Source organism: Paenibacillus sp. 2TAB23 (assembly GCF_052115165.1).
Lineage (GTDB): Bacteria > Bacillota > Bacilli > Paenibacillales > Paenibacillaceae > Pristimantibacillus.
Genome location: NZ_JBFRGD010000016.1, coordinates 1 through 23,448, shown reverse-complemented (window position 1 = coordinate 23,448; position 23,448 = coordinate 1). Strand labels below are relative to the sequence as shown.

22 protein-coding genes, 2 pseudogenes and 1 other annotated feature are annotated in these 23,448 nt (G+C 48.4%); of the genes and pseudogenes, 11 read left to right on the top strand and 13 right to left on the bottom strand.

The features are described from left to right. Positions 1-13: 13 nt before the first annotated feature. Positions 14-754 carry a class I SAM-dependent methyltransferase gene (locus tag AB4Z29_RS21235; RefSeq protein WP_441944993.1) on the top strand — a complete coding sequence of 247 codons (741 nt, stop codon included), beginning with the start codon at positions 14-16 and terminating at the stop codon, positions 752-754. A gap of 230 nt (positions 755-984) precedes the next feature. Here AB4Z29_RS21235 and AB4Z29_RS21230 read toward each other — a convergent pair whose 3' ends face one another. From AB4Z29_RS21230 to AB4Z29_RS21200, 7 genes are all read right to left on the bottom strand, one after another. Then, entirely contained in the window at positions 985-1,863 is an 879-nt protein-coding gene (locus AB4Z29_RS21230) for a DMT family transporter (RefSeq protein WP_441944992.1), read from the bottom strand. 99 nt (positions 1,864-1,962) lie between these two features. Continuing rightward, entirely contained in the window at positions 1,963-2,739 is a 777-nt protein-coding gene (locus AB4Z29_RS21225) for an exonuclease domain-containing protein (RefSeq protein ID WP_441944991.1), read from the bottom strand. Positions 2,740-2,833: 94 nt separating this feature from the next. Further along, entirely contained in the window at positions 2,834-3,325 is a 492-nt protein-coding gene (locus AB4Z29_RS21220; RefSeq protein ID WP_441944990.1) for a DUF1648 domain-containing protein, read from the bottom strand. 184 nt (positions 3,326-3,509) lie between these two features. Continuing rightward, complete coding sequence (gene pstA, locus AB4Z29_RS21215) at positions 3,510-4,400, bottom strand: phosphate ABC transporter permease PstA (RefSeq protein WP_441945111.1); 891 nt, start codon at positions 4,398-4,400, stop codon at positions 3,510-3,512. Positions 4,401-4,414: 14 nt separating this feature from the next. After that, positions 4,415-5,377 (bottom strand): phosphate ABC transporter permease subunit PstC, encoded by a 963-nt coding sequence (pstC, locus tag AB4Z29_RS21210; RefSeq protein WP_441944989.1) that lies wholly within the window; start codon positions 5,375-5,377, stop codon positions 4,415-4,417. A 164-nt stretch (positions 5,378-5,541) separates the two neighbouring features. Next, a complete protein-coding gene (locus AB4Z29_RS21205; protein WP_183566433.1) occupies positions 5,542-6,405 on the bottom strand; it encodes a phosphate ABC transporter substrate-binding protein in 864 nt (287 codons plus the stop codon). A 20-nt stretch (positions 6,406-6,425) separates the two neighbouring features. After that, positions 6,426-7,826, bottom strand: a complete 1,401-nt coding sequence (locus AB4Z29_RS21200; RefSeq protein WP_441944988.1) for a stalk domain-containing protein — start codon at positions 7,824-7,826, stop codon at positions 6,426-6,428. Between the two features lie 345 nt (positions 7,827-8,171). On the opposite strand from AB4Z29_RS21200, the gene AB4Z29_RS21195 reads away from it, so the two are divergent. The 5 genes from AB4Z29_RS21195 (at position 8,172) to AB4Z29_RS21175 (ending at position 12,732) form a co-directional block, all read left to right on the top strand. Beyond that, the gene (locus tag AB4Z29_RS21195) at positions 8,172-8,996 is read left to right on the top strand and encodes a sugar phosphate isomerase/epimerase family protein (RefSeq protein WP_441944987.1); all 825 of its coding nucleotides are present in this window, start codon (positions 8,172-8,174) and stop codon (positions 8,994-8,996) included. Position 8,997: 1 nt separating this feature from the next. Beyond that, positions 8,998-10,125 carry a Gfo/Idh/MocA family protein gene (locus AB4Z29_RS21190; protein ID WP_441944986.1) on the top strand — a complete coding sequence of 376 codons (1,128 nt, stop codon included), beginning with the start codon at positions 8,998-9,000 and terminating at the stop codon, positions 10,123-10,125. 38 nt (positions 10,126-10,163) lie between these two features. Then, complete coding sequence (locus tag AB4Z29_RS21185) at positions 10,164-11,363, top strand: MFS transporter (protein ID WP_441944985.1); 1,200 nt, start codon at positions 10,164-10,166, stop codon at positions 11,361-11,363. A 72-nt stretch (positions 11,364-11,435) separates the two neighbouring features. Next, complete coding sequence (locus AB4Z29_RS21180; RefSeq protein WP_441944984.1) at positions 11,436-12,131, top strand: S-layer homology domain-containing protein; 696 nt, start codon at positions 11,436-11,438, stop codon at positions 12,129-12,131. 385 nt (positions 12,132-12,516) lie between these two features. Further along, positions 12,517-12,732, top strand: a complete 216-nt coding sequence (locus AB4Z29_RS21175; RefSeq protein ID WP_441944983.1) for a hypothetical protein — start codon at positions 12,517-12,519, stop codon at positions 12,730-12,732. A gap of 178 nt (positions 12,733-12,910) precedes the next feature. Here AB4Z29_RS21175 and AB4Z29_RS21170 read toward each other — a convergent pair whose 3' ends face one another. Beyond that, complete coding sequence (locus AB4Z29_RS21170) at positions 12,911-13,252, bottom strand: hypothetical protein (RefSeq protein WP_441944982.1); 342 nt, start codon at positions 13,250-13,252, stop codon at positions 12,911-12,913. 326 nt (positions 13,253-13,578) lie between these two features. Continuing rightward, on the bottom strand, positions 13,579-14,268 hold the full coding sequence (locus tag AB4Z29_RS21165) for a class I SAM-dependent methyltransferase (protein ID WP_441944981.1): 690 nt from the start codon (positions 14,266-14,268) through the stop codon (positions 13,579-13,581). 255 nt (positions 14,269-14,523) lie between these two features. Beyond that, positions 14,524-14,759 (top strand) — a binding site (T-box leader). Between the two features lie 155 nt (positions 14,760-14,914). On the opposite strand from AB4Z29_RS21165, the gene AB4Z29_RS21160 reads away from it, so the two are divergent. Further along, the gene (locus tag AB4Z29_RS21160; RefSeq protein ID WP_441944980.1) at positions 14,915-16,102 is read left to right on the top strand and encodes an aminotransferase class I/II-fold pyridoxal phosphate-dependent enzyme; all 1,188 of its coding nucleotides are present in this window, start codon (positions 14,915-14,917) and stop codon (positions 16,100-16,102) included. Between the two features lie 18 nt (positions 16,103-16,120). On the opposite strand, the pseudogene AB4Z29_RS21155 reads toward AB4Z29_RS21160, so the two are convergent. Together AB4Z29_RS21155 and AB4Z29_RS21150 are read right to left on the bottom strand one after the other, a co-directional pair. Continuing rightward, positions 16,121-17,194: pseudogene (locus AB4Z29_RS21155) on the bottom strand (winged helix DNA-binding domain-containing protein). A gap of 1,601 nt (positions 17,195-18,795) precedes the next feature. Then, entirely contained in the window at positions 18,796-19,464 is a 669-nt protein-coding gene (locus tag AB4Z29_RS21150; protein WP_441944979.1) for a hypothetical protein, read from the bottom strand. 184 nt (positions 19,465-19,648) lie between these two features. Here AB4Z29_RS21150 and AB4Z29_RS21145 point away from each other — a divergent pair, with 184 nt between their 5' ends. Further along, positions 19,649-20,077 (top strand): hypothetical protein, encoded by a 429-nt coding sequence (locus tag AB4Z29_RS21145; protein ID WP_441944978.1) that lies wholly within the window; start codon positions 19,649-19,651, stop codon positions 20,075-20,077. A 47-nt stretch (positions 20,078-20,124) separates the two neighbouring features. Here the strand turns inward: AB4Z29_RS21145 and AB4Z29_RS21140 are convergent, their stop codons facing one another. Further along, a complete protein-coding gene (locus AB4Z29_RS21140) occupies positions 20,125-21,024 on the bottom strand; it encodes a manganese catalase family protein (protein WP_441944977.1) in 900 nt (299 codons plus the stop codon). A 183-nt stretch (positions 21,025-21,207) separates the two neighbouring features. On the opposite strand from AB4Z29_RS21140, the gene AB4Z29_RS21135 reads away from it, so the two are divergent. The 3 genes from AB4Z29_RS21135 (at position 21,208) to AB4Z29_RS21125 (ending at position 23,287) form a co-directional block, all read left to right on the top strand. Then, entirely contained in the window at positions 21,208-21,519 is a 312-nt protein-coding gene (locus tag AB4Z29_RS21135) for a Dabb family protein (protein WP_441944976.1), read from the top strand. Between the two features lie 138 nt (positions 21,520-21,657). Further along, positions 21,658-22,326 (top strand): bifunctional 2-keto-4-hydroxyglutarate aldolase/2-keto-3-deoxy-6-phosphogluconate aldolase, encoded by a 669-nt coding sequence (locus AB4Z29_RS21130; protein ID WP_441944975.1) that lies wholly within the window; start codon positions 21,658-21,660, stop codon positions 22,324-22,326. Positions 22,327-22,411: 85 nt separating this feature from the next. Then, the gene (locus AB4Z29_RS21125; RefSeq protein ID WP_441944974.1) at positions 22,412-23,287 is read left to right on the top strand and encodes a glycoside hydrolase family 43 protein; all 876 of its coding nucleotides are present in this window, start codon (positions 22,412-22,414) and stop codon (positions 23,285-23,287) included. A gap of 21 nt (positions 23,288-23,308) precedes the next feature. Here AB4Z29_RS21125 and AB4Z29_RS21120 read toward each other — a convergent pair. Then, positions 23,309-23,448: pseudogene (locus tag AB4Z29_RS21120) on the bottom strand (IS30 family transposase); the annotation flags it as partial.

Sequence of the window (23,448 nt, the reverse complement as noted above, 5' to 3'; positions counted from 1 at the left end):
GGGAATGAATGCCATGAAACAAAATAAATACGATGAACCTGGCTTTTTCGCGAATTACAGTACAATGTCCCGTTCGATCGGCGGATTGGATGCGGCTGGAGAGTGGCATATCCTGCGTGAAATGCTTCCTGAGCTAAGCGGCAAAAGAGTGCTAGACCTTGGCTGCGGCTTCGGCTGGCATTGCAGATATGTGCGCGAGCAGCAGGCACGTTCGGTTGTTGGTATCGATCTCTCTGATAATATGCTTGACCGGGCAAGAGCGCTGACGAATGACGCAGGGATTGAATATCGCAACTGTGCGATAGAAGACTTAGCTTTTCAGCCGGGCGAATTCGATGTGGTGCTGAGCTCTCTTGCACTGCATTATGTAGAGGACTTCTCAAGCGTATGCCGAACCGTCTATGAAGCTCTCGCGGCTGGCGGCTCGTTTGTCCTGTCAGCGGAGCATCCTGTATTCACTGCGTTTGCGGCGCAGGATTGGCATTACGGCCCGAATGGCGAGAAGCTGCATTGGCCGGTTGACGGGTATTATTCGGAAGGCGCGAGGGAAACGAATTTCTTGGGCCATGACGTGGTGAAATACCATCGAACGGTAGCCACATATATCAATTCGCTAATTGAAGCGGGTTTTCGTATCAAGAAACTCTCTGAGCCTCAGCCATCGCAAGAGATGCTGGCCGAGTACCCTGACATGAAGGACGAGCTTCGCCGCCCCATGTTTTTAATGATCGCGGCTGTTAAAAGCGGAGATTAGCAGGCAGTGGGGAGCAACGCTAGTGTCGCCAGTAATAGTGAGAATAGGCTTATGTGAGTATTGTTAGTAATACTGAGTTTGGGGGACTATGTTGGCAATGCCAGTATTAGCAAGATTCGACCTATTATCGCGTACGAGCGGATATGATCATGAGGAAGGAATAAGGCTGCGCGAAAGCCCGGCATTGTTGATTTTGCCGAGCGGCATTCAGCTCCTTACTCCCCTTTGTGTTATTCTTTCCCGTGCCGAATGAACAGCCAAACGCCGAACAGGATCAAAGCTCCGGCTGCCAGCTGATACCCTGTCAATGCTTCCTTGAGGAGCACCCATGCGAGCAAGGAGGAAATGACCGGCTCGCCGAGTACGGACATGGACACCGCGGCGGCGCTCATATGCTTCAGCAGCCAGTTGAACAGGTAATGGCCGAACAAGGTCGGCACGATCGCCAGCAGCAGGAATAATCCCCATTCCTTCGAGCTGTAGCCAGTGAAGGAGTTGCCGCGCACGATATTGTAGAAGGCCAGCGCCGTAGCGGCAAGCGCAAAAACCCAGAAGTTGTAGGCGAAGGCGCTCATATCTTTGCGGAGCTGCTTCCCGATCAACATATGGACAGCTACGGCTGCAGCGCCCAGCAAGGAGAGGATATCACCGAGCAAAGCATCGCCAGAGAGGGCAAAGTCGCCTGATCCGATTACGACGGAGCCGACGAGCGCAAGCCCCATGCCCCACAGCATCATCCGATTGGCCTTGATGCGGAAGATGAAGTAAGAGCCGAGCATGACCATAACAGGCTCCAAAGTCAGAATGACGGTGGAGCTCGCGACGGTCGTCAGGCGCAGGGAGGCCATCCATAGGAGGAAGTGCAGGGCGAGCATGACGCCTGAGAAGGCAAGCAGCCGCCATTGCTTTGCGCTGAGATGGAACATTTCTGCGCGGTACTTCCAAACGAGCGGCAGCATGATGAGGTTGGTCAAATAGAGCCTGTACATCGCGATGACGGCGACATCGGCTTCTGACCAGCGTACGAAAATGGATGAAAAAGAAATGGCGATAATGCCAATGATATAAAGAAGTTCATAGGTTGCGACTGACTTGGTGCTGCGTTCCATTGCTGTCTATTCTCCCATACTTGCAAAACCCCCAATTCTATTCCATGCGGTCTTCGCATGAAGAATCGGGGGTTTCTGTTATATTTTTAATTATTCGAATTAAACGACTTGTCCGGCGGTCGGCTTGGCTGCTTTCTCCAGCTCCGCATCAAAATACTGCTGAAGCTCAGCAACTTTCCGTACATCCTCGAAGCTGGCTTTCCCCGCAAGGTATTTCTCGGCGAATATCTCCCATTGCGGCACTACCTTCTGCGAGGTCATGGTCCGTATCGCATTTTTGACCATGCGCCTTTCCTTGGCATTCGTATACATATCCTTAAATTGCTGCTTGAGGCTGAAATCAAGCTCGCCGTAGATTTTACGGAATACTTCGGCCGTCATACGAGCATCATCAAGCGCGCGGTGGGCAGAGCCCTGAGCTTCAATCTCGAGATCTACCAGGGCAGCCTCGACGCTGACGTCGTTCGTGACATTCTTATAACGAATATAGCCTTTCAGCAGGTCAAAATAATCGGCTGCCATCCAGAAGCTGTCATCGAGCTTATGCATCCGCGTATCATAGACGATTCGCTTCAAATCCTCGCCGCCCCAAGTAAACAGCAGGAAAGAGTCGCTTTTGTTCAACCATGCGGTGAAATCGCGGATGACCTTGGGAAACCGGCTTGCGGTATCGATGTCTTCTTGAGGTATGCCTGTTTTTTTCTTGATAAAGTTGTTCAGCTTGGCGAAATAGATGGGCTTGATTAAAGCGGAAAACTCATCGGTCTGCTGCAGCTCGCTATTCAAACGAACGGCTCCGATCTCGATAACCTCCATCGGCAGCTCACTTGCAAATTTGCGTCCATTAAATTCAATATCCAAAATAATATAGTCCAAAATCTTAACCTCCGATAGATAGCCTGTGTTATCCATTCTATCAGAAAATGATATCCAGATGGAAACTACAATATGGCAGAGCGCGGTTATCGCGCTATTTCCTTAATTTCATCACATAATATAGAATCGTTCCAAGCAGAATGAGGAACGCGGCGGGAAGCTGCCACAAGCCAATGCCGCTTGATTCTCCCAGTGCATTCTGAATGACGGCCCACTGCAAATAACTGAAAATGAGGACAATCTCAAGCTTAACCCAGCTAAGCAAAATAATGGCGTTTTTGTAGTGATGAAGAGCGTTTTGATCCGTAATAACAGCAATATAGTTGAATTGATGGGGGATTTTTCGCAATAACGAAAGCCCGATGAAAATGACAAGCAATAGAACGGGCAGCAGAAGCAGCACTGCTTTGCTTCCCCAGCCGTCAGCCTCGCCGCTTCCGTTGAAATGGATGGCAATCGTCTGAGGAAGATCAGCCCATTTTATGATGAAATAAGAAAAGGAGAGCACCAGCAGCAGGATAGCGATCGCGTCATGCGATCTTTCCAGAATGGTTTTGGGGACTGTCAGCTTAGGTAATTTGACCATGGAGCAGCACCGCCGTTCTTTAATCTTGTGCGTACTCCTTTATTATAGCGTGGCTGTTTTACGGAGGGTATCCTTTTTTTTACAATAAATTCCCAAGAGGGGATCAGCCGCATCCAGAGGAGATGCGGCTGATGAATGTTAGGCTTATATCATATAGGAGCTGTACATTACGAACGTTTGTACATTACGAACGTTTCGTGCGACGCGCATTGAGCCACAGCGGTATGCGGAAGACCAAGTTGATAAGAAGCACGACGAATACGAGCACAGCTGCTGCTTTTTGCGCAATTTCCTGCGCATCGCCGACAATAGCCTCCGACTGCACGTACCATAAATGAACAGCGAGCGTGGCACCCGGTGAGAACAGGCTGAAATCCCACATCTCGCCGGAGGTGGTGACGCCAGCTGTCAAGATAATAACGGCACTTTCACCGAATGCGCGGCCAGCGACAAGGCAGATACCCGTAATGATGCCGCTGAGTGCTGCCGGAATCAATGCACGCGTGATCGTCTGCAAATGCGTGCCGCCAAGCGCAAAGGAGGCGCTTTTCAGTTCCTTGGGCACGGAGCGGATCGATTCCTCAGTAACCCGCGTTAGCACGGGCAGGTTCAAGAAAGCGAGGCTGACTGCGCCGCCTAGGATGGTTAATCCGATCTCAAAGTACTCTACGAACAAGGCAATGCCGAATAAGCCGAAAATAATGGACGGCACGGATGCAAGACCCTCCACACAAATGCGGACGAAGCCGATCAGCTTATTGTCCGGCGCGAACTCCGCCAAGTAAATGCCTGCAGCCATGCCTAGAGGGATGGATATGAGCAGGGAAATGAACAAAATATAAAAGGAGTTGATCAGCGTCGGTCCGATGCCTCCGCCTTCGTCAATTTCGCTCGGCAGGCCGAATATGAAATCCCATGTTATTTTGGGAAGTCCATCCTGCAGAATGAGATAGAGAAGCCCGAAGATAAAGGCGATAATCAAGACGCCAAGCGTCCATACGACTCCTGTAAACATGCGGTCTTTTAGACGATTAAGTCCTTTTTTGCCGCTGAACGGATTGGCTGACGGGTTCATCTCTAAAGTATGCTTCATGCTTGCGCCCCTTTCCGTTGAAGCCAGCGGATGGCGACGATCATCAATAGCGAGATGACGAGGAGCAGGAAGCCCATCAGATAAAGCGCATAGTTCCATGTAGAGTCGAACGGAACGTTGGAAATTTGCATGACGATATTGCTCGTTAGGACGGACGTAGGCTTCAGCAGGCTATCTGCAAGCTGCGGCGTATTGCCAATGACCATGACGACAGCCATCGTCTCGCCGACCGCACGGGCCATGCCTAGGATGACTGCGTACATAATACCGCTCTTGGCAGAAGGGAGGAGCACTCTCCATACCGTTTGAAAACGGGTAGCCCCGAGGGCATAAGAAGCGTCGCTGAACTTGGCAGGCACCGCGCTGATTGCGTCGTCGCTAATGCGGCTGACGGTTGGCAGCACCATAATGGTAAGCACGAGTGCCGCTGCCAGCAGGCCGTCGCCCATGCCGCTTCCCGTTACGTTGCGGATAAGCGGAATAAGGACGGTTAAGCCCAAATACCCATAAACGACGGAAGGGATGCCGACAAGCAGGTCTAATACGGGACGAAGCATATTTTTGAGCCAGGGCGGTACGAATACCGAAAGGAATACGGCGATAATCAAAGAAATCGGTACGCATATGAGCAGCGTTAGCGCGGTAAGCGCAAAGGTCCCGAAGATGAAGATTAGCGCTCCATACTGCTCATTCTCGGGATTCCATTCGGTGCTGAAGAAGAAGTCTGCGAATGAAATATGGCTGAAGGTAAGCACGCCTGTACGGAACATGAGCAGCAGGATGAGAAAAAGAATAAGACATACAAAGCTGGCTGCTGCGATGCAAAGGTAACGGAAGAGGCGGTTCGAGAAAAATAAGCGGGATCTCCGGTCAAACGGCTTGCTGCTGCCCGCCAGTATCGCTTTGCCAAGCTCTGTAGAGAGACGCGGCTGCCGCCCGGCATGAGTGGATTCCAACATATACGGTAAGCTCCTCTATGCAAACGGGGCAGATGTCGGCTTGTAGGCCGCTCTGCTCGTTACGCTATGAAATATAAATGGGGATAAAATTTAATGCCATTGAAGGAAAGAACGGCCGGCTCAGGCGCTTATTCGCGCAAGCCGACCGCTCCGTAGATCGAAAATTATTTGATAGCCGAGATCGGAATGAACTTTAGCTTTTTCAATGAACCGTTTTGGAACTTCGTGCTTTGTACGTATTTAATGAATTCTTTGGTAGCGCCTGTAGGCTCGCCTTTGGTCATGTAATAGCCGTAGCCCCATACCTTGTATTTGCCATTGATTACGTTCGCTTCAGTCGGAGCGATATCGTTGATTTTTACAGCTGTCATTTTGTCCGTTACATAAGCAAGATCCATATAACCGATTGCATTTGGCGTTGTTTCAATAGCGGACTTCATGTCGCCGCTCGTTTTTACTTCTTTGTAATTGTCGCCCTTGGTCATGAAATCTGTGCCGTCAAGCGCTTTGTCTTGGAAGTTTACACGCGTGCCTGAACCGAAAGTACGGTTTACGACGATGATTTCTGCATCCTTGCCGCCAACCTCTTTCCAGTTTTTGATTTTGCCGGAGAAGATGCCTTGCAGCTCTTTTGTCGTTAGGTTAGTTGCCGTAACGTTTTTATTCACGACAGCAGCGAAAGGAATGACAGCTACCTTGTGAGCCACTTGGCCGTCGAATTTCTTAAAGCCCGGAACGTCCTTGGAAGCATCCCAGTCTACTGCGCCGATGTTAGCGATGCCTTTGCGAACTGCCTGCGGACCTGTGATCGAACCTGCAGCGGAAGCAGAGATTTTAACCTTCGGGTTAAGCTTTTTGAATTCATTCGCCGCTTGAAGCGTCAAAGGAAGCAGGGCAGAGGAGCCGTTGATCACGATTTTGCCGCTCAGCTTGCTTGCAGCAGTTGCGGTAGGCGTAGAAGCAGGAACAGAGCTGAAGCCGATTACGGCGATAAGCGCTGCGATTGTAAGTTGTTTAAACCATTTCATTAGAAAATACCTCCATTATATTAGTTAGTTATGTTTTTCCAGCTGCCATCCGTCCATACAGCCAGCTGTCCGTCAATTAGTGCCGCAAAGTTAGCGCTGTTTGATACAATCAGCTCCGATGTACTGTCAGAAACGGTTTGTACCAGCTTGCTTGCGCCAGTCTCGCCGTCAACCTCATAGATTGCGTTCGTGCTGTTCCCGTCTGCCGTCAGCAGATAAAGCTTGCTTCCGCCTTGAACGAGCTGATAAACATCCTTATCGGCAAACGCCGGTGTGCTTGCTTTGCCTGTGTTATCAATCGTTACCAGTTGACCTAGGCTTGCTTCATCATTGCTTACGCTCACGTAGCTGACTTTCGAGCCGTCTGCCGAAAGCTGCAGGAACACTTTATCCGCCGTGTCCTTAGTAAGCTGAGCAGGCTTGTTGTCTGCTGCCTTCGCATTGTAGAAGTAGATTTGCGGCTCAGTACCCGTTGCATCGATCGCAACATCATCAAGCTCAACGTCCTTGTTGCTGTCGGCCGTTACTTTCGGCTGCTTGAATACGTAGAAGGCGAATTGCGTGCCGTCAGCGGATACTTCAAGGTTTGCCTTGTAATCGACTTTATCTTCAAGCACTTTGGATACTTTGCCATCTGCCAGCGTTACTTTAGCGATGACCGAGCTTTTGTCGCCTTGCAGGAAGAACAGCGAAGCGCCGTCGTTGGACCATTGCAGCTCGTTTTTGATCGAATTGTCCGTGCTAACCTGCTTCGATTGCTTAGTAGCTAGGTCAATGGTGAATACGGCACCGTTCGCATCGGAGTAAGCAACGCTTGTGCCATCAGGAGAAAGAACAAGCTCAGAAGCGCCTTCGGATGTGAGCAGCAGCTCGTATTTGCCGGTTGCCGCGTTAACCAAGTAGTCCTCGCGTCCTTCGCCTGCCGAGTTCGAAACAATCAGCTGGGAAGCATTAGCCCATACAGCGTGCTCTGCTCCTTCCAGCAGCTCTACCGTGCTAATCACGTTGTTCTCGTAGCTGCCGCCAAGCGCTTGTATGAAAGCAGCGGGCTCGATGAACGTGGAGTATGCGACTTCCTTCACGGGGTGTGAAATTGGAGTAGCTGTGCCGTTTACCGTGATGGACTTGGAAGCATGCTTGAATTTCAGCGTATGGTCACCGAATTTCACGACTACTGTGCGATCGCTGTTGATATGCAGCGTAGCGCCAATTGCGTTAATCATGTCACGAACGGAAGCAAGCGTTACGCCTCCGTCTACGACTGTACGGATGGAAACCGGATTTGCATTGACGAGAAAGCTGGAGGCGTTGATTTGCACCGATTGTTTGGCAGCTGCCGTTTGAGCGAACACTGGTGTAACTGCCGAGGCGCTGATTGCTGCTGCGATCATGGAGATGGCCATTGCTTTTTTCATTTGCATGGAATGAGATCACCTTTCTCTAATGGGGGTTGTAGTATGATTCAAATCTCCGACGCTGTGGTCGGTATGTAAGCAGCTTGATCCCTCCCAGACAGCGTTAATTCGGAGCGGCTTGTCGTTTGTCGTTCATTTCTACTAGATCATATCAGCTATTTATTATCCCATTATTTAGAAATTGTATTGAATTTGTAAATAAGAGGAGGTATATCGAACTAGGAAATCATGTGCGGATGCGAGAGTAGAAATTTACCCCTTAATAAGAAGAAAGTGCACCGCAGCCGATCGGGAGCGAAGCTTATAATGAGGGTATGTCCGCAAATCTATTTATTAGGGGAGGAACAATAAATGAAGATATCTATCGGGGGTTATTCTTTTAATAACTTGTATTTGGAAGGCAAGATGGATGTATTCGGGTATTTGGAAACGGTGAAATACCGTTACAGGATGGATGCGGTTGATTTGTGGAACGGTTTTTTCATAGACCGCAGCAGCAAGCCGATCATGAAGCTGGCTGATGAAGGCTATATTCGTAAAATACGCGAGGCGCTCGATGAAAAAGAGCTGCGCCTCATTAACTTTGCTATAGATGGGGCACATTTATGGGACCCTGATGAGGATATGCGCAGGCTTCTGTATGAGAATGCTTTGCTTCATCTTAAGGCCTCTGTCTTATTAGGCGCAGAGACTGTGCGAATCGATACAGGAGGCAGCTACAAGAACGAGGAGAAAATGTCCGAAGAGCAATTCGAGTACACGGTTAAGCGTTATCAGCAATTCTCGTCTTTTGCGGCGGATCACGGCTTTCTTATCGGACCGGAGAACCACATGGGTGCTTCGCTCAACCCTAACGAAATGAAGCGTCTTGCGGAAGCTGTCGATCATCCTTCCTTTGGTTTTCTTGTGCATCTCGGCCGTTGGAAGGCAGACCAAGCGGAAGGGGACAGGCTGGTTGCTCCTTGGGCTTACCATACGCACTTTGACGAGGAAACGGTTGATGGCGAAGGGGCTTTGTCGACGATTCACCTGTTGAAGGACGCTGGTTATAAAGGTTATTACGGCGTGGAATATAACGCTCCAGGCAATCAATACGTCGAGACAGAGCTGCTTATTGCCAAAGTGAAGAAGCTGCTTGCAGATGCTGAGACCACATCTAGCGAAGAGGAGAAATAAGATGGACCACATACGGATAGCGATCATTGGCGTCGGCCAAATCGGCAAAATGCATATTGAAAAATATAAAGGCATACCTGGAGCGGAGCTGGTGGCGGTATGCGATGTCAATGAGCTCGAAGCGAACCGGGTAGCAGAGCAGTATGGCATTCCGCATGCTTATGCGGACTTCCGCGAGCTGCTGAAGCGGGATGACCTGGACGCGGTGGATGTCTGCTTGCACAACAACTTTCATGCCCCCGTGACGATCGCCGCGCTGGGAGCCGGTCTTCATGTTTACTGCGAGAAACCGATTGCGGGGACCTATTCGGACGGCAGGGCGATGGTTGAGGCTGCGCGGAAGCACGGAAAACAATTGCATGTCCAGCTGTTTACGTTATATGGTAAGGATACCAAGGCAGCCAAAACGCTGATTGATGGCGGTATGCTCGGCAGGCTGTATCATGCACGCTCAACGGGCTTCCGCAGAAGAAACCGGCCCTTTGTCGATGGCTACGGCACGCCTTATTTCACGCGCAAGGAGACGGCGGCAGGTGGTGCCTTGCTGGATATGGGCGTGTATCATATCGCACAGCTTCTATATCTTCTTGGCAATCCCCAGGTGGACCGCATTACTGGGAAGCTGTATCAGGAAACGGATATGCGCGCGGATCGCAAAGAGCAGAGCGGCTTTGACGTTGAGGAGCTGGCAACTGGATTTATTCGGTTCGCAGGCGGCTTGACGCTTGATATTGTGGAGGCATGGGCCGTGCATCTAGGCGGCTTCGAGGGCAGCAGCATTGCCGGGTCGAAGGGCGGCATAAGACTGCCGAATGATCAAGTAGGCGCGGGAGCGCAGCCATTCAGTTATCACAGTACGGTATGCGACATGGATATGGACAGTACGCTTGACCTTGATATGATGGATTTGCGCAGGCATCGACTGAACGAAAACGAGGATGCGTACAGCAGCTCCCAGCATCACTGGGTGGCGGCGCTGCAAGGCAGGGTGCCGCTGCTCCCAACAGCGGAGATTGCGCTGAATACGATGCTGATCAGCGAGGGGATTTATATGTCGGAGGAGCTGGGGCGAGAGGTAAGCGCGGACGAAGTTATTGCGCGTTCCCGCACGTCTGCCGTGAAGCTTTAAGACTAGCCCGCGCTGACGGCTGGATGAAGGATAGGGATATGAATCGAAACGAAAGCCAGTCATTACATTTGATTAAGGCGTTTAATTTTTTTGTCTATGGCGCAATTGCCGTGTACAGCACTTTTTTTGCCCTTTATTTGCAATCGGTTGGGATGACTACCATTGAGATTGGCGCCTTGATGGCAGGGGGACCTGTCGTCTCGATTATAGCCAATCCGCTTTGGGGTTATTTGAGCGATCGGATTCGCAATATTAGGCTCATTCTGATCATCATGCTTATTGGAAGCATGATAATCATGCAGTTTGTTTTTCTATTCCAATCATACACGCTTATTTACGTGTGCATGCTGTTCTTTTTCTTTTTCCAAATGCCGCTATTCTCACAGACCAACAGCTTAATACTTAACAGCATAGAAGGGACAACACACAAATTTGGCGCTTTTCGATTGTTCGGCTCCTTAGGCTGGGCGCTGATGGCGGTGGCTGCAGGTCCTGTCATCGGGCAGATCGGCATTGAGCGTCTATGGGTGATCTATACGGCAATGATGCTCCTATCGCTCGGCTTTGCTTTTATGCTTCCCAAAGGCGAAGCTAAAGGGGCAGCCCATGCGGGCAAAGTGAATTACCGTTCCATGTTCGTCAAACGATCCTTTCTGCTGTTTCTAATGATCGGTTTGGTTATCTCTATTCCGAACTCTATGAATACAACCTTCATTGCGCTCTATATCAAAGAGCTTGGCGGAGAGGCATCGCTCATTGGTTGGTCGGCATTCTGGTCTTCTATCTTTGAAATACCGGTTTTTCTGCTGCTGGACCGTTACTTGAAAAAGAATGCAAGGACAATGGTGCTGTGCCTGGTTGTGATCAGCATGCTCTTCGCGCTGCGCTGGCTCCTCATGTCGGGAGCGGACACCGCGCAGCAAATTATTTTCATCCAAGTGCTCCATTGCTTAACCTTTGGCGGTTATTATTATATCGGAACGCAGCTGACCGTGCTTCTTGTTCCGGCCGAATTCAGAGCCTCGGGACAGGCCGTCTATGCGCTTACCTGGGGCGGTTTATCGGGTATCGCAGCTGGTATAATCGGAGGCGTCATGTTCGAGGAAGCAGGTCCTCGGGCTATGTATCAATTATGCAGCATCTTGGCGGCTGTAGGCATTGCCGGCTTCGGCTTGCTTTATGCACAGCTTCGAAGAGAGGTATATGCGCGTGCAGAAAAGAGCATAGATATAAGGTGACTGCAACCTTTTTGAGCATGGGGCCGTTCAAATAGAAGAACGGACAAAACCAATCAGAAGAGGTGGACGACCATGAAGAAAAGAATGAGCACAGCTATTGCAGCGGTCGCGGTCATGCTTTCTGCATCCTTTACAACACAAGCCTTCGCCGCTACTCCTTTTAACGATATTGCTAATGCAGGCAGCAAAGTGAAAATTGAAGCCTTGCAGCAGCAGGGAATTATAAAAGGGGTGAGCGATACGGCCTTTCATCCGGAGGACAGCCTGACTGCCGCGCAGGGGATTTCACTAATCGTGAGAACGACTCAAATCAGCTTGGCTGCTATTGATTTCAATAAGGCGCCTACGGCTGACGGATATTATACGCAAGTAAAAAATGACGCATGGTTCGCGGAGGATTTCGTGATTGCGCACTACAATGGCCTCGACATCCCGGCCGATATTGACCCGTCTGCACCGCTCACCAAGGAGCAGTTTACCCATTATTTGGTCCAAGCGCTTGAGCTGACAGGCCAGTACCCGACGATCAAGATGTTCATTCCGATTCAAGACGAGAAGGATATTAAGATCGATTATCAAGGTACGATTCAACGGGCGCTTCTGTACAAAATCGCATCCTTGGACGAAGCTGGAAACTTCGATCCTGCGCATGTGTTGACCCGCGGCGAGGCAGCGGCTATGCTCTATGATACGCAAGCCTTCATCGAAGCGCATAAGGATGATGTCGCGCCTGATCCGAACCCAGAGCTGCCAGCGGCTAATGAATAACCCGTTATGACAAAAGCGAGGCCGTGCCTGCAAGGTGAAAACCTGCGGTCACGGCCTTTTTGTTGTAGAGACGACGGTCATCCAGATATAACCAGCGAACTATGGATTCCGAGGTGTGCCATTGCCCAGCGGTTAGTGCCTAATAGCCGGCTATCATACGGGAAGCTCACCGAGTAAACGTCTCTCCGCATCCTTGGATTCTTGAATAGTAATTTGTCCGAGCATCACTATAAATCCAACCGGATAAATATGGATTAAAAGTGTAATCTTTATTTATATCATATTTATAATTGAAAAATCAATAATAAAAACAAAAAAAGCCTTGAAATATTTTCTAGGCTGTAGTATCTTCTGTATAAGAAACGACTAAGGGAGGTGAACGGACATGGAAAAGATGGCAATGCAAATGATGATGAACATGTGCATGGAAGAGATGATGTGCAAGATGAAGTCCATGAAGATGATGATGGATACTTGCATGGAAATGAACATGATGGACAGCATGGATATGAACATGATGATGATGAAAATGCAGGAATGTGATGAAATGTCTACGATGATGATGAAAATGATGCGTGACATGGAGCAGGTATCCATGTAGTAGTCCTCACCTATGAATCTGGCCATTCATAGAATGAGCATGGTAAGCTCGGCAGAGCAGATTTCTGCATGCCTGCGTAAATAGTGTTGCCTTACATAGCTAAGCAGAGCAGACCACTGCATGCAGGCTTTTTTTTATGCCCGGAAATAACCTCTGAATTTCCCTCGAACGACAATGCTTATAAAGCGTAGTGAGCTTTCAGCTTGCTTGCGATCATCACCCGTTGAAGCTTAAATTCCCAAACCTTCTCGCGAAGCTGTTTTTGCTGCTGTTCCGAATGCTGAGCATTCCGCAGCTGTTCATATATATCGAGCATTTTACGATTAATGTTATCGAAACGGAGCCATAAATCAACGCGAATGCCGTGCTCGATTTCAAGCTGGATATGGTTGTCTTTGGCGTGCAGTGTTTGAATGATTTGCTGCTGCCATTCAGCATCCCCAATGGTTACGGCAAAATTGTAAAGATCCAAATAATCGTCAACCCATTTGGCAGCAATGCGTGTATCGGAATGTGTCATGTGGAGCAGCTCCAATCTAAGTGGTTTTCTTATACCTAGTATTATACTCGGGATTAAAGGGATTGCAAGTGGTTATTTTAAAAAGGGATGAAATGGGCTGTGAAACGCAATGCGCTTCTTTGCACTGCACTGCTCTGCACTGCACTGCACTGCACTGCACTGCACTGGACTGCAAGGCACGACACTATACTTCTTTGCATTGCACGGCACGACACTGCATACATTGCACTGCACTGCATATTCTACGTAAAGTGCGCGCTAATCAAAAAAAGTGCCGTTAATACCCACTTTCCTGGTTGGTATTAACGGCGCTTTGGGCTATGCGACTATGTGTTTGTGCTGCTTTTAATAGCCGTAAAAACAGCAAAGCCGTGATGCTTATATATACAGTCGGAATCAGCGAAGCCTGCCTCGGATAACCAGCTTAACTGATCCTTTACACCAGCGTTGATATCTACCTTTCTCCGTTCAATTGAGGCGTTAACCGCATCGTCCGAAAGCCCGCTTTTGCGAATCGCCTTAAGCCACTCAGACATGTAGTAGTCGTCCCAATAGGGTGTTGCACCTGCTGCTTGATCAGCGTTTACGAACACGCCGCCATCAGCCAATAGCGCATGGATAGTCGCGAAAAGCGCTCTTTTGGCAGGATGCGTCAAATGGTGAATGGAGAGGGAGGAGATTACGGCATCATACTGGCCGCTATAGCTGTAGCTTGTATAATCTGCTGCGATATAGCTGAAAGCGGGATCGTTTCCAAAACGCGCATGCGCTTCTTTGAGCATTTCCTCGCTTAAATCAATTAACGTAATAGAGGCACTGGGATATTTGCTGCGCACAAAGGATGAAAAAAGTCCTGTACCGGCGCCTAGATCAAGGATGCGCGGGTTCTCATTCGCACAAGCAACCGCAAGGGTTGCCAGCCCGTAAAAGTCATCGAAGCAGGGAATAAGCTGTCGGCGCTGCCGGTCATAATGGGGAGCGGCGGCGTCAAAGTGTTTTTTTACGATATCACTCATTGTATAGTTGCCTCCTTGGTTTTATAGCGAATCGTTATGTGATACATTGTTGCAATGTGTTAAGTTAAGTAGGATGTTACAGCTTCTAAGTTTATAAGGGAAATATATAAAACGAATAACCTTTATAGAAATTTACTATTAAGCATTTCTGACTAATAGAAACAAAAATGGGTATTGCATCTGAGCGGTAATGGTGATATCATTGGTGAAAATTTCATGATTAGCGTTAACGATTAATGACAAGCTGAATAGCTTTTACATTCCATGACGAGAAAGAGTACGTTACGGGCCTGATCGAACAGAGAGTTGGGGCAGCTGAAAACCAACGTTCGGGCCATAGCGGAAAGCCATCTCCGAGAAGCAGGCTGAACGAGAGTAAGCTCTGCCGCATTTCCAGCGTTAACGGGAACATGTATTGACTGATGCATGAGCAGAGTGTCACGCTTGGCGTGAAACTAGGGTGGTAACACGGGTGGAGACTCGTCCCTTTATAGGGATGGGTCTCTTTTTGTTTTAATATAAGACTTTATACGTTTCACGCGATAAAGTATTCTTCTATTTCTACGGGAAACGGATACCTTCCTCTTGCAGAGGACGGCGAAGCCGTCTCGTCTTGTTCAGCAGCCTAAATTAGGGGGAAAAAAAGATGAAAGCATGGTCCATGCGCGAGCAGATCTCGCCGATCGTACAGCAAATCCCGCCTTCGGGCATTCGTAAATTTTTCAGCTTAGCGGAAGGGAACAAGGATATTATTTCGCTTGGCGTCGGGGAGCCTGACTTCGTTACACCTGAACATGTGAGAGCAGCTTGCGTACGGGCGCTTGAAGTTGGAAAAACCTCCTATACGCCTAACGCAGGTCTTCTTGAATTGAGAGAGGAAATAGGAAGTTATTTGCATCATAGCTTTCAGGTGAACTATGAACCAGCGAACGAAATCCTCGTAACCGTTGGCGGCAGCGAAGCGATCGATCTTGCGCTGCGGGCACTGATTGGTCCTGGTGACGAGATTCTCGTTCCCGTTCCGAGCTATATCGCGTATTCTCCAATTGCGCAGCTGAATGGGGGGAAGGTCGTCGAGGTGGAGACGTTCGCGAAGGACCATTTTAAGCTTACGTCAGAGGCTTTAAAGGCGGAGCTTACTTCGCGGTCTAAGGTGCTTATTATCAACTACCCTAACAATCCGACTGGCGGGATTATGCAGTACGAGGATTGGCTGCCGATTGCGAAGTTGGTGGAGGAAAATAACCTGATCGTTATTTCAGATGAGATTTACGCGGAGCTGACTTACGGAGAGAAGCATACAAGCTTCGCTTCACTGCCGGGAATGAGGGAGCGGACGCTGCTCATTAGCGGTTTTTCGAAGGCTTTTGCGATGACAGGCTGGCGGATCGGATACGCATGTGGACATCAGGAGCTGATTGCAGCCATGCTCAAAATTCATCAATACACCGTGATGTGCGCGCCGACTCTTGGCCAGATTGCTGCAATTGAATCGCTTCGGAACGGCCTAGCGGAAAAGGATATGATGATCGAGTCCTATGCTCAGCGCAGACGGATGTTCGTCCAGGGTTTAATGGAGATTGGGTTGCCATGCCATGAGCCAAAAGGTGCGTTTTATGCATTCCCGTCGATTGCGCATACGGGCCTAAGCTCAGATGATTTTGCCCAAAAGCTGCTCTTTGAAGCAGGGGTAGCGACTGTGCCTGGTCATGTTTTTGGGCAAGGCGGGGAAGGCTTCCTTCGGTGTTCATATGCATCCTCGGTATCGAGGCTTACGGAAGCGTTGGATCGAATGGACCGTTTTCTGCGGTCTTCCGGTTATCTGGGGGGATAATAATAGGAATCACGGCCATTACTCCGTAAAAACAATCGTATGGGAGGCAGCGGAAGCAGCTGCGAATGCAAGCAGTTTCTCTCCTTCAGCAGATAGTGCCTCGCGATCGGCAGCAGGCAGCTTCTCAAACGGTTGAATATAAAGTTTTGCTGCTTGGCGCGACTGTTCTATTCTCCAAGTGCCGCATACGAATCCGTCGATTAGAAATGTGGAGCGAATGATGCCGTTAACGGTAAATACGAGCGGCTTGTAGCATTCGGCGATGATGCGGCTGCGGTCGGCATAGGAGAGCAGCATGTTGTCGAATTCAGAAAGAAACCGTGGCGGCGCCGCCGTATCTTCGGATGGTATTGGAGCGTTCGGCAGGTCGAACAGCTCGTTGCCGTGCTCGTCTGTGTAGGCGCACAGCTTAGGACGGAGCTTGTCAACTGTTTCACGAAGCTTGCTGAGGCCGGACCATGTCTGCATGTCTTTGATGCTTGCTGGTCCGAAAGCGGCGAGGTAACGCAGGAGCATGCATTCAATTGAAGGTGCATGTGCAAGCGAATGGCCGAGCCAGCTCTCCGCGGAAGTATGCATAGCTTGACCGCTGGAGCCCCAAATTCCGCGCGGCGGCACTTGAACAAGCGGGACGAGGGTTCGGATGATTGCACTAAGAGCGGAAGGAGAAGCTTGTGGCCACTGATCAGCTAGCAGTTTGCCCAGCTCGTTGAAGGTGCGTGGCTTTTCCTCGGTTAATCGACGGCCTTCATTGGCGATGGCTGTAAACTCTTAGCCACTCAGCTCTAAGCCTCTAAGCGCCAAGCCTCTAAGCTCTTTCCCGAACGTGCTTTGCAGGCTTTTCTCCAAAACCGGTTGAACCGCGGGCCGCATCTCCAAGCAATCGCTCGCGCTTACCAGATGGATCGTAGAACGCATTAGTGCGATACGTACAACCTTCCGTTCCATGAGTAGATTAGACAGTTCCTCATGACGGAAGTTCTCAAGCCGAGTCCACAGGGCAAAATAAGGCGGGGTTGGAGCTTGCGCTTGAATGCCAGCCAACCGTTCAATCGCTTCAAGGGCGCTAACACTGGAGCGCTCCAGCAGCATCTGTCTATACAGCAAAGCGCGGTTTAGCTGTTTGGTGCTAATCAGCGGGGCTGCAGCAGTGTTTGAGCGTAATGATTGGGGCATACGCATAGGTTCAGGACCTCCTTCTTCCAATTCTTATACATGATTAGCTTAATTGTAACGTAGTAACCCTGACAGCATAATGTCAGGGTTTTCAAACTCAAACCTGTTCGTTTTTTAAAATTGTGAATGATATTAAGCGGGATAAGTTCACAAATCTCGAATGTTCGATTTGTGTGTTTACAATGGTGAACCAGTAACCCAGTAACCCAGTAACCCCAGAAGCCTCAGTAACCTCAGTAACTCCAGTAATTCCAGTAACCCTCCAGTCCTTGAAATCATGCGACCCTTTGGCTCCGAGTGACCGTTCGAACTATTCTTTAACTAACCTATTTTACTTTGCGTTACACTTATCTGATATAAAAAGCTAAAAAGAGAATGTTGTGAGGCTACGTTGCACATTCTGCAATAGAAAGCTCACATGAAGGGCAACACACGAAGCTACGTTGCAGAAAGTACAACAGAATTCCCTTTTAAGAAAAGAACTGGCTTGAAAAGCAAAGTTCTGTTGCAGAAACTGCAGCGTAGCAAGAGCGTGGTTAGTTAAACGACGAATAGAGTGTATTAACTGCAACGTAGCCCTGGTAGAAGGTTGGGAGTGACTGAAGAGGTAACCACCCACCCACCAGCCACTTCCAACCAACCAACTATTATTACGTTGCACGTACTGCAACAGAGATCTCAATGAGCAAACCGTGAGGCTACGATGCACATTCTGCAATAGAAAGCTTAGATGAAAGGCATCACACGAAGCTACGTTGCAGAAAGTACAATAGAATCTCCTTTTGAAGCGTGTAACTGGCTTGAAAAGCAAAGTTCTGTTGCAGAAACTGCAGCGTAGCAAGAGCGTGGTTAGTTAAACGACGAATAGAGTGTATTAACTGCAATGTAGCCCGGGTAAAAGGTTAGGAGTGACTGAAGAGGTAACCACCCACCCACCAGCTACTTCCAATCAATCAACCAACCATTATTACGTTGCACGTACTGCAACAGAGATCTCAATGAGCAAACCGTGAGGCTACAATGCACATTCTGCAATAGAAAGCTTACATGAAGGGCATCACACGAAGCTACGTTGCAGAAAGTACAATAGAATCTCCTTTTGAAGCGTGTAACTGGCTTGAAAAGCAAAGTTCTGTTGCAGAAACTGCAGCGTAGCAAGAGCGTGGTTAGTTAAACGACGATTAGAGTGTATAAACTGCAACGTAGCTTAGGTAGAAGGTTGAGAGAAGCTGAGGTGGTAACCAATCAATTAAACAATTCCTTTAAGTTGCACTAATTGCATTAGAATGCTCATAGGAATGCATTGCAACTGGAACGTAGCTCAGCCAGCGAACGAGTCAGCTAGATCTAAAATCTAAGATTTAAGATTTAAGATTTAAGATCTAAGATCTAAGATCTAAGATCTAAGATCTAAGATCTAAGATCTAAGATCTAAGATTTAAGATCTAAGATTTAAGATCTAAGATCTAAGATCTAAGATTTAAGATCTAAGATTTAAGATTTAAGATCTAAGTGATCTACAGCAGCTTCTCCAACGAGCTTTCAGTGAGCTCATAAAAGCGGATGTCCTTGCCGTTTATGACAGGACGGAGAAGTTTTTTCTCCACTAGCGTACCAAGCCGATGGCGTGCGGTACGGAAATTAATCTTGAAATGGTTTTGAACATCTTTGGGGCGTATTTTGCGGCCTAATGACCATGCTAAATGAAGCACCTCTCGGTCTTTCAGGTTAAGTGACGTGTGGGAATCAACGCGAATGAGATGAGGGGCTAATGATAGTTGAAGCAGCATGCGACAGATTTCAGGGCGCCGCTGGACATCATCGAAGGTGAAATGAAACATCCTCCAGCCCATCCCGGTCAGAAAGTTATCACGATTTACAGCATAGCTATGTTTTTCTCGATCCATATCTTTAATGTGGCTTTGAAAACCGTCGCATTCTATTCCAAAGCGTCCGAATTCCGGGAGAAATGCGAAATCGAGAAACTGTGATTTTCGATTCCAATCATAAACCTCATATTCTGGATGGAGATTGTGAAAATTCCCAAAAAGCGGCCACCATACGTTCTGAAGCAGCAGCTTCTCAGCAAAGCCATGTCCTCGTACTAATCTACCTTTGCGTTCTCCGCTGCGATGCTTTTCATGAATCTCCAAAAATTCAGCATATGACTGTTCAAAACTACTCATTTCAACAAGCCTCCTTAGCCAATAAAAAAACGCCCTTAAGCCATAAAAAGGCATAAGGACGTTCTTCGTCTGCTGCAAGTATAGCATCTATCCGAACGGAGACCAAGCTTTTATAGCTTGAAAAACAGAAAAATTTCTAGGCTTAAACGTCCTACTGAACTGGAAAGGAACCGGAATTGTAACCGTGACTGTAACTGGAACTGGAACCGGAATTGTAACCGGAATTGTAACCGTGACTGTAACTGGAACTGGAACTGGAACTGGAACTGGAACTGGAACTGGAACCGGAATTGTAACCGTGACTGTAACTGTAACTGTAACTGGAACTGGAACTGGAATTGTAACCGTGACTGTTACTGTAACTGGAACTGGAACTGGAACTGGAACCGGAATTGTAACCGTGACTGTAACTAGAACTGGAACTGGAACTAAAACTGGAATTGTGATTGGTACTGGTATTGTGTTTGGTATTGGAATTGTGACTGGAACCGGAACTAAAACTGGAATTGTGACTGGTATTGGAATTGGAACCGGAAATGTAACCGTGACTGTAACTGTAACTGGAACTAGACCTGTAACTAGTACTCAAACTAAAAATCGAATTAATCTGTAACTTGTACTTGTACTTGAACTGTAACTAGAACTCTACTTCCGCATTTATTATTTAATGTTGCCAGCCATCTTAAGCCGCTTGGCAATCGCTTTGAATTCCTCTTCGGAAATGCCTGGCGCGAACTCTTCCTCAACAGCAGGGGCTTCAGGAATCGGAAATCCTTTCGGCGAGCCCTGGATTACTTCAAGCGGAAGATCGTCCTCCGGATGCGTTCCTTTCCAAATCTGGTCGATCGAGGTAAAGTCCTTGTCGCTCCACGTATAGAGCTTCGTATGAACACCCTTTTCCTCGTATTTTCTTGCTTCGTTAAAGGCTTTGTTGCTCAAAGAAGGAATCGGAACGAGTTTGGTTACGTTTACGCCGGTTGCAATCTCAAGCGCCTTTGCGTAAGCAACGACATGTACGCCCCCACGAACGAGCAGAAAGCCGACAACCGCTCTTGCGGCGGGGTGGTCGGTCATTTCGTATACTTTCATTTTATGGGTTCTGGCACCGCATTCGAGGAAAAAGTTATGCAGCAGATCCTCAACTAAATTCCCGCTGTTGAATACATTGGCGCCAGTCCAAGGATTGCCCATGGAGTCGAATGGCATCGCCCCTTGTGCGCCTGATAGAAAATGGTAGGATAAACGCGCATCCTGCACGGAGCCAAGCGGTGTTTTATCTGGCTCTTTATAGTCGGTAGAGCCTCTTAGGCATTTGTTGATGGCATGCGAAACAAGCTCAACGTGACCGAGCTCTTCCGCGGTAATGCTCATCACCAAATCGTAAAAGGGCTTTAGCTTTTCTTTTGAACGAAAGTTAAAGGATTGGAACAAGTAATTGTTTAACGTCGACATCTCCCCGAATTTCCCGCCGAGCAATTCTTGAATCGCAGCTGCAGCGTTAGGATCTGGTTTCTCCACATCAGGAATTTCAATCATTATTTCATCCATACGTCTAAACATTTATGCTCAACCTCCTAGTTTTTGGCTAGTCTTTCCTCAGTAAGTTAAACATATCCCGGCTTACCTAAACAGTTGATCGTATGTTATTCGGAAAATTTAGAATGAAAACGCTCCACTCCGCAGCTTGTTTATGTTATTTTTAAAACGATGGTTTGAATTCATGTAGAAGAGGGAGCGATTTGAATGTCAACGCAAACGAAAGAGTGGATTTTGCATTCGGTTATTTTTACATTGAAGCATGAGCAGGGCTCGGCGGAAGAAGCACAGTTTCTTGCAGATGGGGAGCGGATATTGACTTCCATACCAACGGTAACAAACTTTCAAGTGTATAAGCAGGTTAGCGCCAAAAATAACTATCGCCACGGCTTTGCAATGGAATTCGCCAATCAAGCTGATTATGACGCCTACAATGAGCATCCGCTGCATGTGCAATTTGTGAGCGAGCGTTGGGCTCTAGAAGTCGAGGCTTTTTTAGAAATCGATTACGCAAAGTAGTAAAAGGATTGAAGAAGTAATAGAAGGATTGAAGAAATCCTAGAAGGATTGAAGAAATAATAGAAACGACATATAATGAGCGTAATAGACAATACATTTTCGAACAAATACGAACATAAAAGGAAGAGGGACTCACGGATGAAAAAGCTTAGAGTGCTGCAGCAGTTGACGGAGGCCGGTGTAGTAGCAGTATTGCGTGCGGACTCGCCGGAGGAAGTTGTGGAAATGTCGCGCCGCGCCATCAAAGGCGGGATTAAAGCGATTGAAATTACGATGACCGTTCCATTCGCGCTGCGGGCAATTGAGCAGCTATCGAAGGAGTACTCGAGCGATGTATCGCCTGAAGCGGACAACTTCGCCATTATCGGCGTAGGTACGGTGCTTGATCCGGAAACGGCTCGCGCAGCAATTCTGGCGGGTGCCGAATATGTCGTATCGCCTGCGCTGAATCCAGATACGATCAAGCTTTGCAATCGTTACGCGATTCCGATTCTGCCAGGCACAATGACGATTCATGAAATTCAAACCGCGCTTGAGCTCGGCGTTGATATCGTGAAGCTATTCCCTGGCAACCTGTATTCCCCAAGCGTCATTCCTTCTATAAAAGGACCGCTGCCTCAAGCGAATGTAATGCCGACCGGCGGAGTATCGCTGGATAATCTGAAAGATTGGGTGAAGGCAGGAGCTGTCGCAGTCGGCATTGGTTCCGATCTAACGAAGGATGCGGTGAAAACCGGAGACTTCTCGCTCATTGAACAGAAGGCAGCGGCGTATATCGCGGCATATCGCGAAGCAAAAGCAAATTAGCCCAATACCCTGATAGAGTAAGCTAGCTCTCTATCAGGGTATTTTTTTCGAGCGTGACCTAGACGAATGAAGGAGAGATTGCTCAATGGTTCATCGGAAGGATATTCGAATAAGAGACCCGTTTATTTTCGTAGACAAGCAGCATAATTGTTATTACTTATACGGTACGACGGATCAGAATGTGTGGTCAGGGCCAGGGACAGGGTTCGATACGTATCGCAGTACGGATTTGGAGCAATGGGAAGGCCCTATTCCTGCATTCAGGCCGGAGTCCGGCTTCTGGGCTGACCACCATTTCTGGGCGCCGGAGGTTTATTCCTATAATGGGAGCTACTATATGTTTGCGTCGTTTAAGTCCGAAGATAAACGCCGTGCGACGCAGGTGCTTATAGCGGATGAGCCAGCCGGTCCTTTTAAACCGCTTAGCAGTAGTCCAGTGACACCGGCGGAATGGGAATGTCTAGATGGCACTTTACACATTGATGAGTCCGGCCAGCCGTGGATGGTATTCTGCCAGGAGTGGGTGCAGGTAAGGGATGGCAAAATGTGTGCCGTTCCGCTAACGGCAGATCTTCAAGAGGCAGTGGGTGAGCCGATTACGCTATTCTCAGCTTCGGAAGCGCCATGGGCAGTTGCGGGCGGCGACAACAAAGACGTATATGTAACGGATGGTCCGTTCCTATTTAAGAATGAGGCAGCCGAACTGCTTATGTTATGGTCAAGCGGATCTGTAAATGGATATGCAATCGGCATTGCACGTTCGAAGAGCGGCCGCATCGAAGGGCCGTGGATGCAAGATGAGGAGACTTTGTTTCCGGAGGACGGCGGGCATGGCATGCTGTTCCGGACATTGGATGACCGACTCATGCTCACTATGCATACGCCTAACAATCAACCGGATGAGCGGGCTGTATTTATTGAGGTAGAGGAGCAGAGAGGTACGCTTCAAAGAAAAGCGTAATTATTATTTTAAGATGAATTGTCAAGCTAAGTGCGACACCTCTTCCATGAAGGCTTCGTGAGCCGACCTCCACCCGAGACATTTACGAGGACGGTTGTTAATCAAACGAATGGCATCAGCGAGTTGCTCATCTGTAACGGAAGCGAAGTCATGCCCTTTGG

What these genes read in the sequence shown, in the direction of transcription:
- AB4Z29_RS21235 (WP_441944993.1), top strand. Translation starts at nt 14, where the DNA reads ATGAAACAAAATAAATACGATGAACCTGGCTTTTTCGCGAATTACAGT.
- AB4Z29_RS21230 (WP_441944992.1), bottom strand. Translation starts at nt 1,863, where the DNA reads ATGGAACGCAGCACCAAGTCAGTCGCAACCTATGAACTTCTTTATATC.
- AB4Z29_RS21220 (WP_441944990.1), bottom strand. Translation starts at nt 3,325, where the DNA reads ATGGTCAAATTACCTAAGCTGACAGTCCCCAAAACCATTCTGGAAAGA.
- pstA (WP_441945111.1), bottom strand. Translation starts at nt 4,400, where the DNA reads ATGAACCCGTCAGCCAATCCGTTCAGCGGCAAAAAAGGACTTAATCGT.
- pstC (WP_441944989.1), bottom strand. Translation starts at nt 5,377, where the DNA reads ATGTTGGAATCCACTCATGCCGGGCGGCAGCCGCGTCTCTCTACAGAG.
- AB4Z29_RS21205 (WP_183566433.1), bottom strand. Translation starts at nt 6,405, where the DNA reads ATGAAATGGTTTAAACAACTTACAATCGCAGCGCTTATCGCCGTAATC.
- AB4Z29_RS21200 (WP_441944988.1), bottom strand. Translation starts at nt 7,826, where the DNA reads ATGCAAATGAAAAAAGCAATGGCCATCTCCATGATCGCAGCAGCAATC.
- AB4Z29_RS21195 (WP_441944987.1), top strand. Translation starts at nt 8,172, where the DNA reads ATGAAGATATCTATCGGGGGTTATTCTTTTAATAACTTGTATTTGGAA.
- AB4Z29_RS21190 (WP_441944986.1), top strand. Translation starts at nt 8,998, where the DNA reads ATGGACCACATACGGATAGCGATCATTGGCGTCGGCCAAATCGGCAAA.
- AB4Z29_RS21185 (WP_441944985.1), top strand. Translation starts at nt 10,164, where the DNA reads ATGAATCGAAACGAAAGCCAGTCATTACATTTGATTAAGGCGTTTAAT.
- AB4Z29_RS21180 (WP_441944984.1), top strand. Translation starts at nt 11,436, where the DNA reads ATGAAGAAAAGAATGAGCACAGCTATTGCAGCGGTCGCGGTCATGCTT.
- AB4Z29_RS21175 (WP_441944983.1), top strand. Translation starts at nt 12,517, where the DNA reads ATGGAAAAGATGGCAATGCAAATGATGATGAACATGTGCATGGAAGAG.
- AB4Z29_RS21170 (WP_441944982.1), bottom strand. Translation starts at nt 13,252, where the DNA reads ATGACACATTCCGATACACGCATTGCTGCCAAATGGGTTGACGATTAT.
- AB4Z29_RS21165 (WP_441944981.1), bottom strand. Translation starts at nt 14,268, where the DNA reads ATGAGTGATATCGTAAAAAAACACTTTGACGCCGCCGCTCCCCATTAT.
- AB4Z29_RS21160 (WP_441944980.1), top strand. Translation starts at nt 14,915, where the DNA reads ATGAAAGCATGGTCCATGCGCGAGCAGATCTCGCCGATCGTACAGCAA.
- AB4Z29_RS21150 (WP_441944979.1), bottom strand. Translation starts at nt 19,464, where the DNA reads ATGAGTAGTTTTGAACAGTCATATGCTGAATTTTTGGAGATTCATGAA.
- AB4Z29_RS21140 (WP_441944977.1), bottom strand. Translation starts at nt 21,024, where the DNA reads ATGTTTAGACGTATGGATGAAATAATGATTGAAATTCCTGATGTGGAG.
- AB4Z29_RS21135 (WP_441944976.1), top strand. Translation starts at nt 21,208, where the DNA reads ATGTCAACGCAAACGAAAGAGTGGATTTTGCATTCGGTTATTTTTACA.
- AB4Z29_RS21130 (WP_441944975.1), top strand. Translation starts at nt 21,658, where the DNA reads ATGAAAAAGCTTAGAGTGCTGCAGCAGTTGACGGAGGCCGGTGTAGTA.
- AB4Z29_RS21125 (WP_441944974.1), top strand. Translation starts at nt 22,412, where the DNA reads ATGGTTCATCGGAAGGATATTCGAATAAGAGACCCGTTTATTTTCGTA.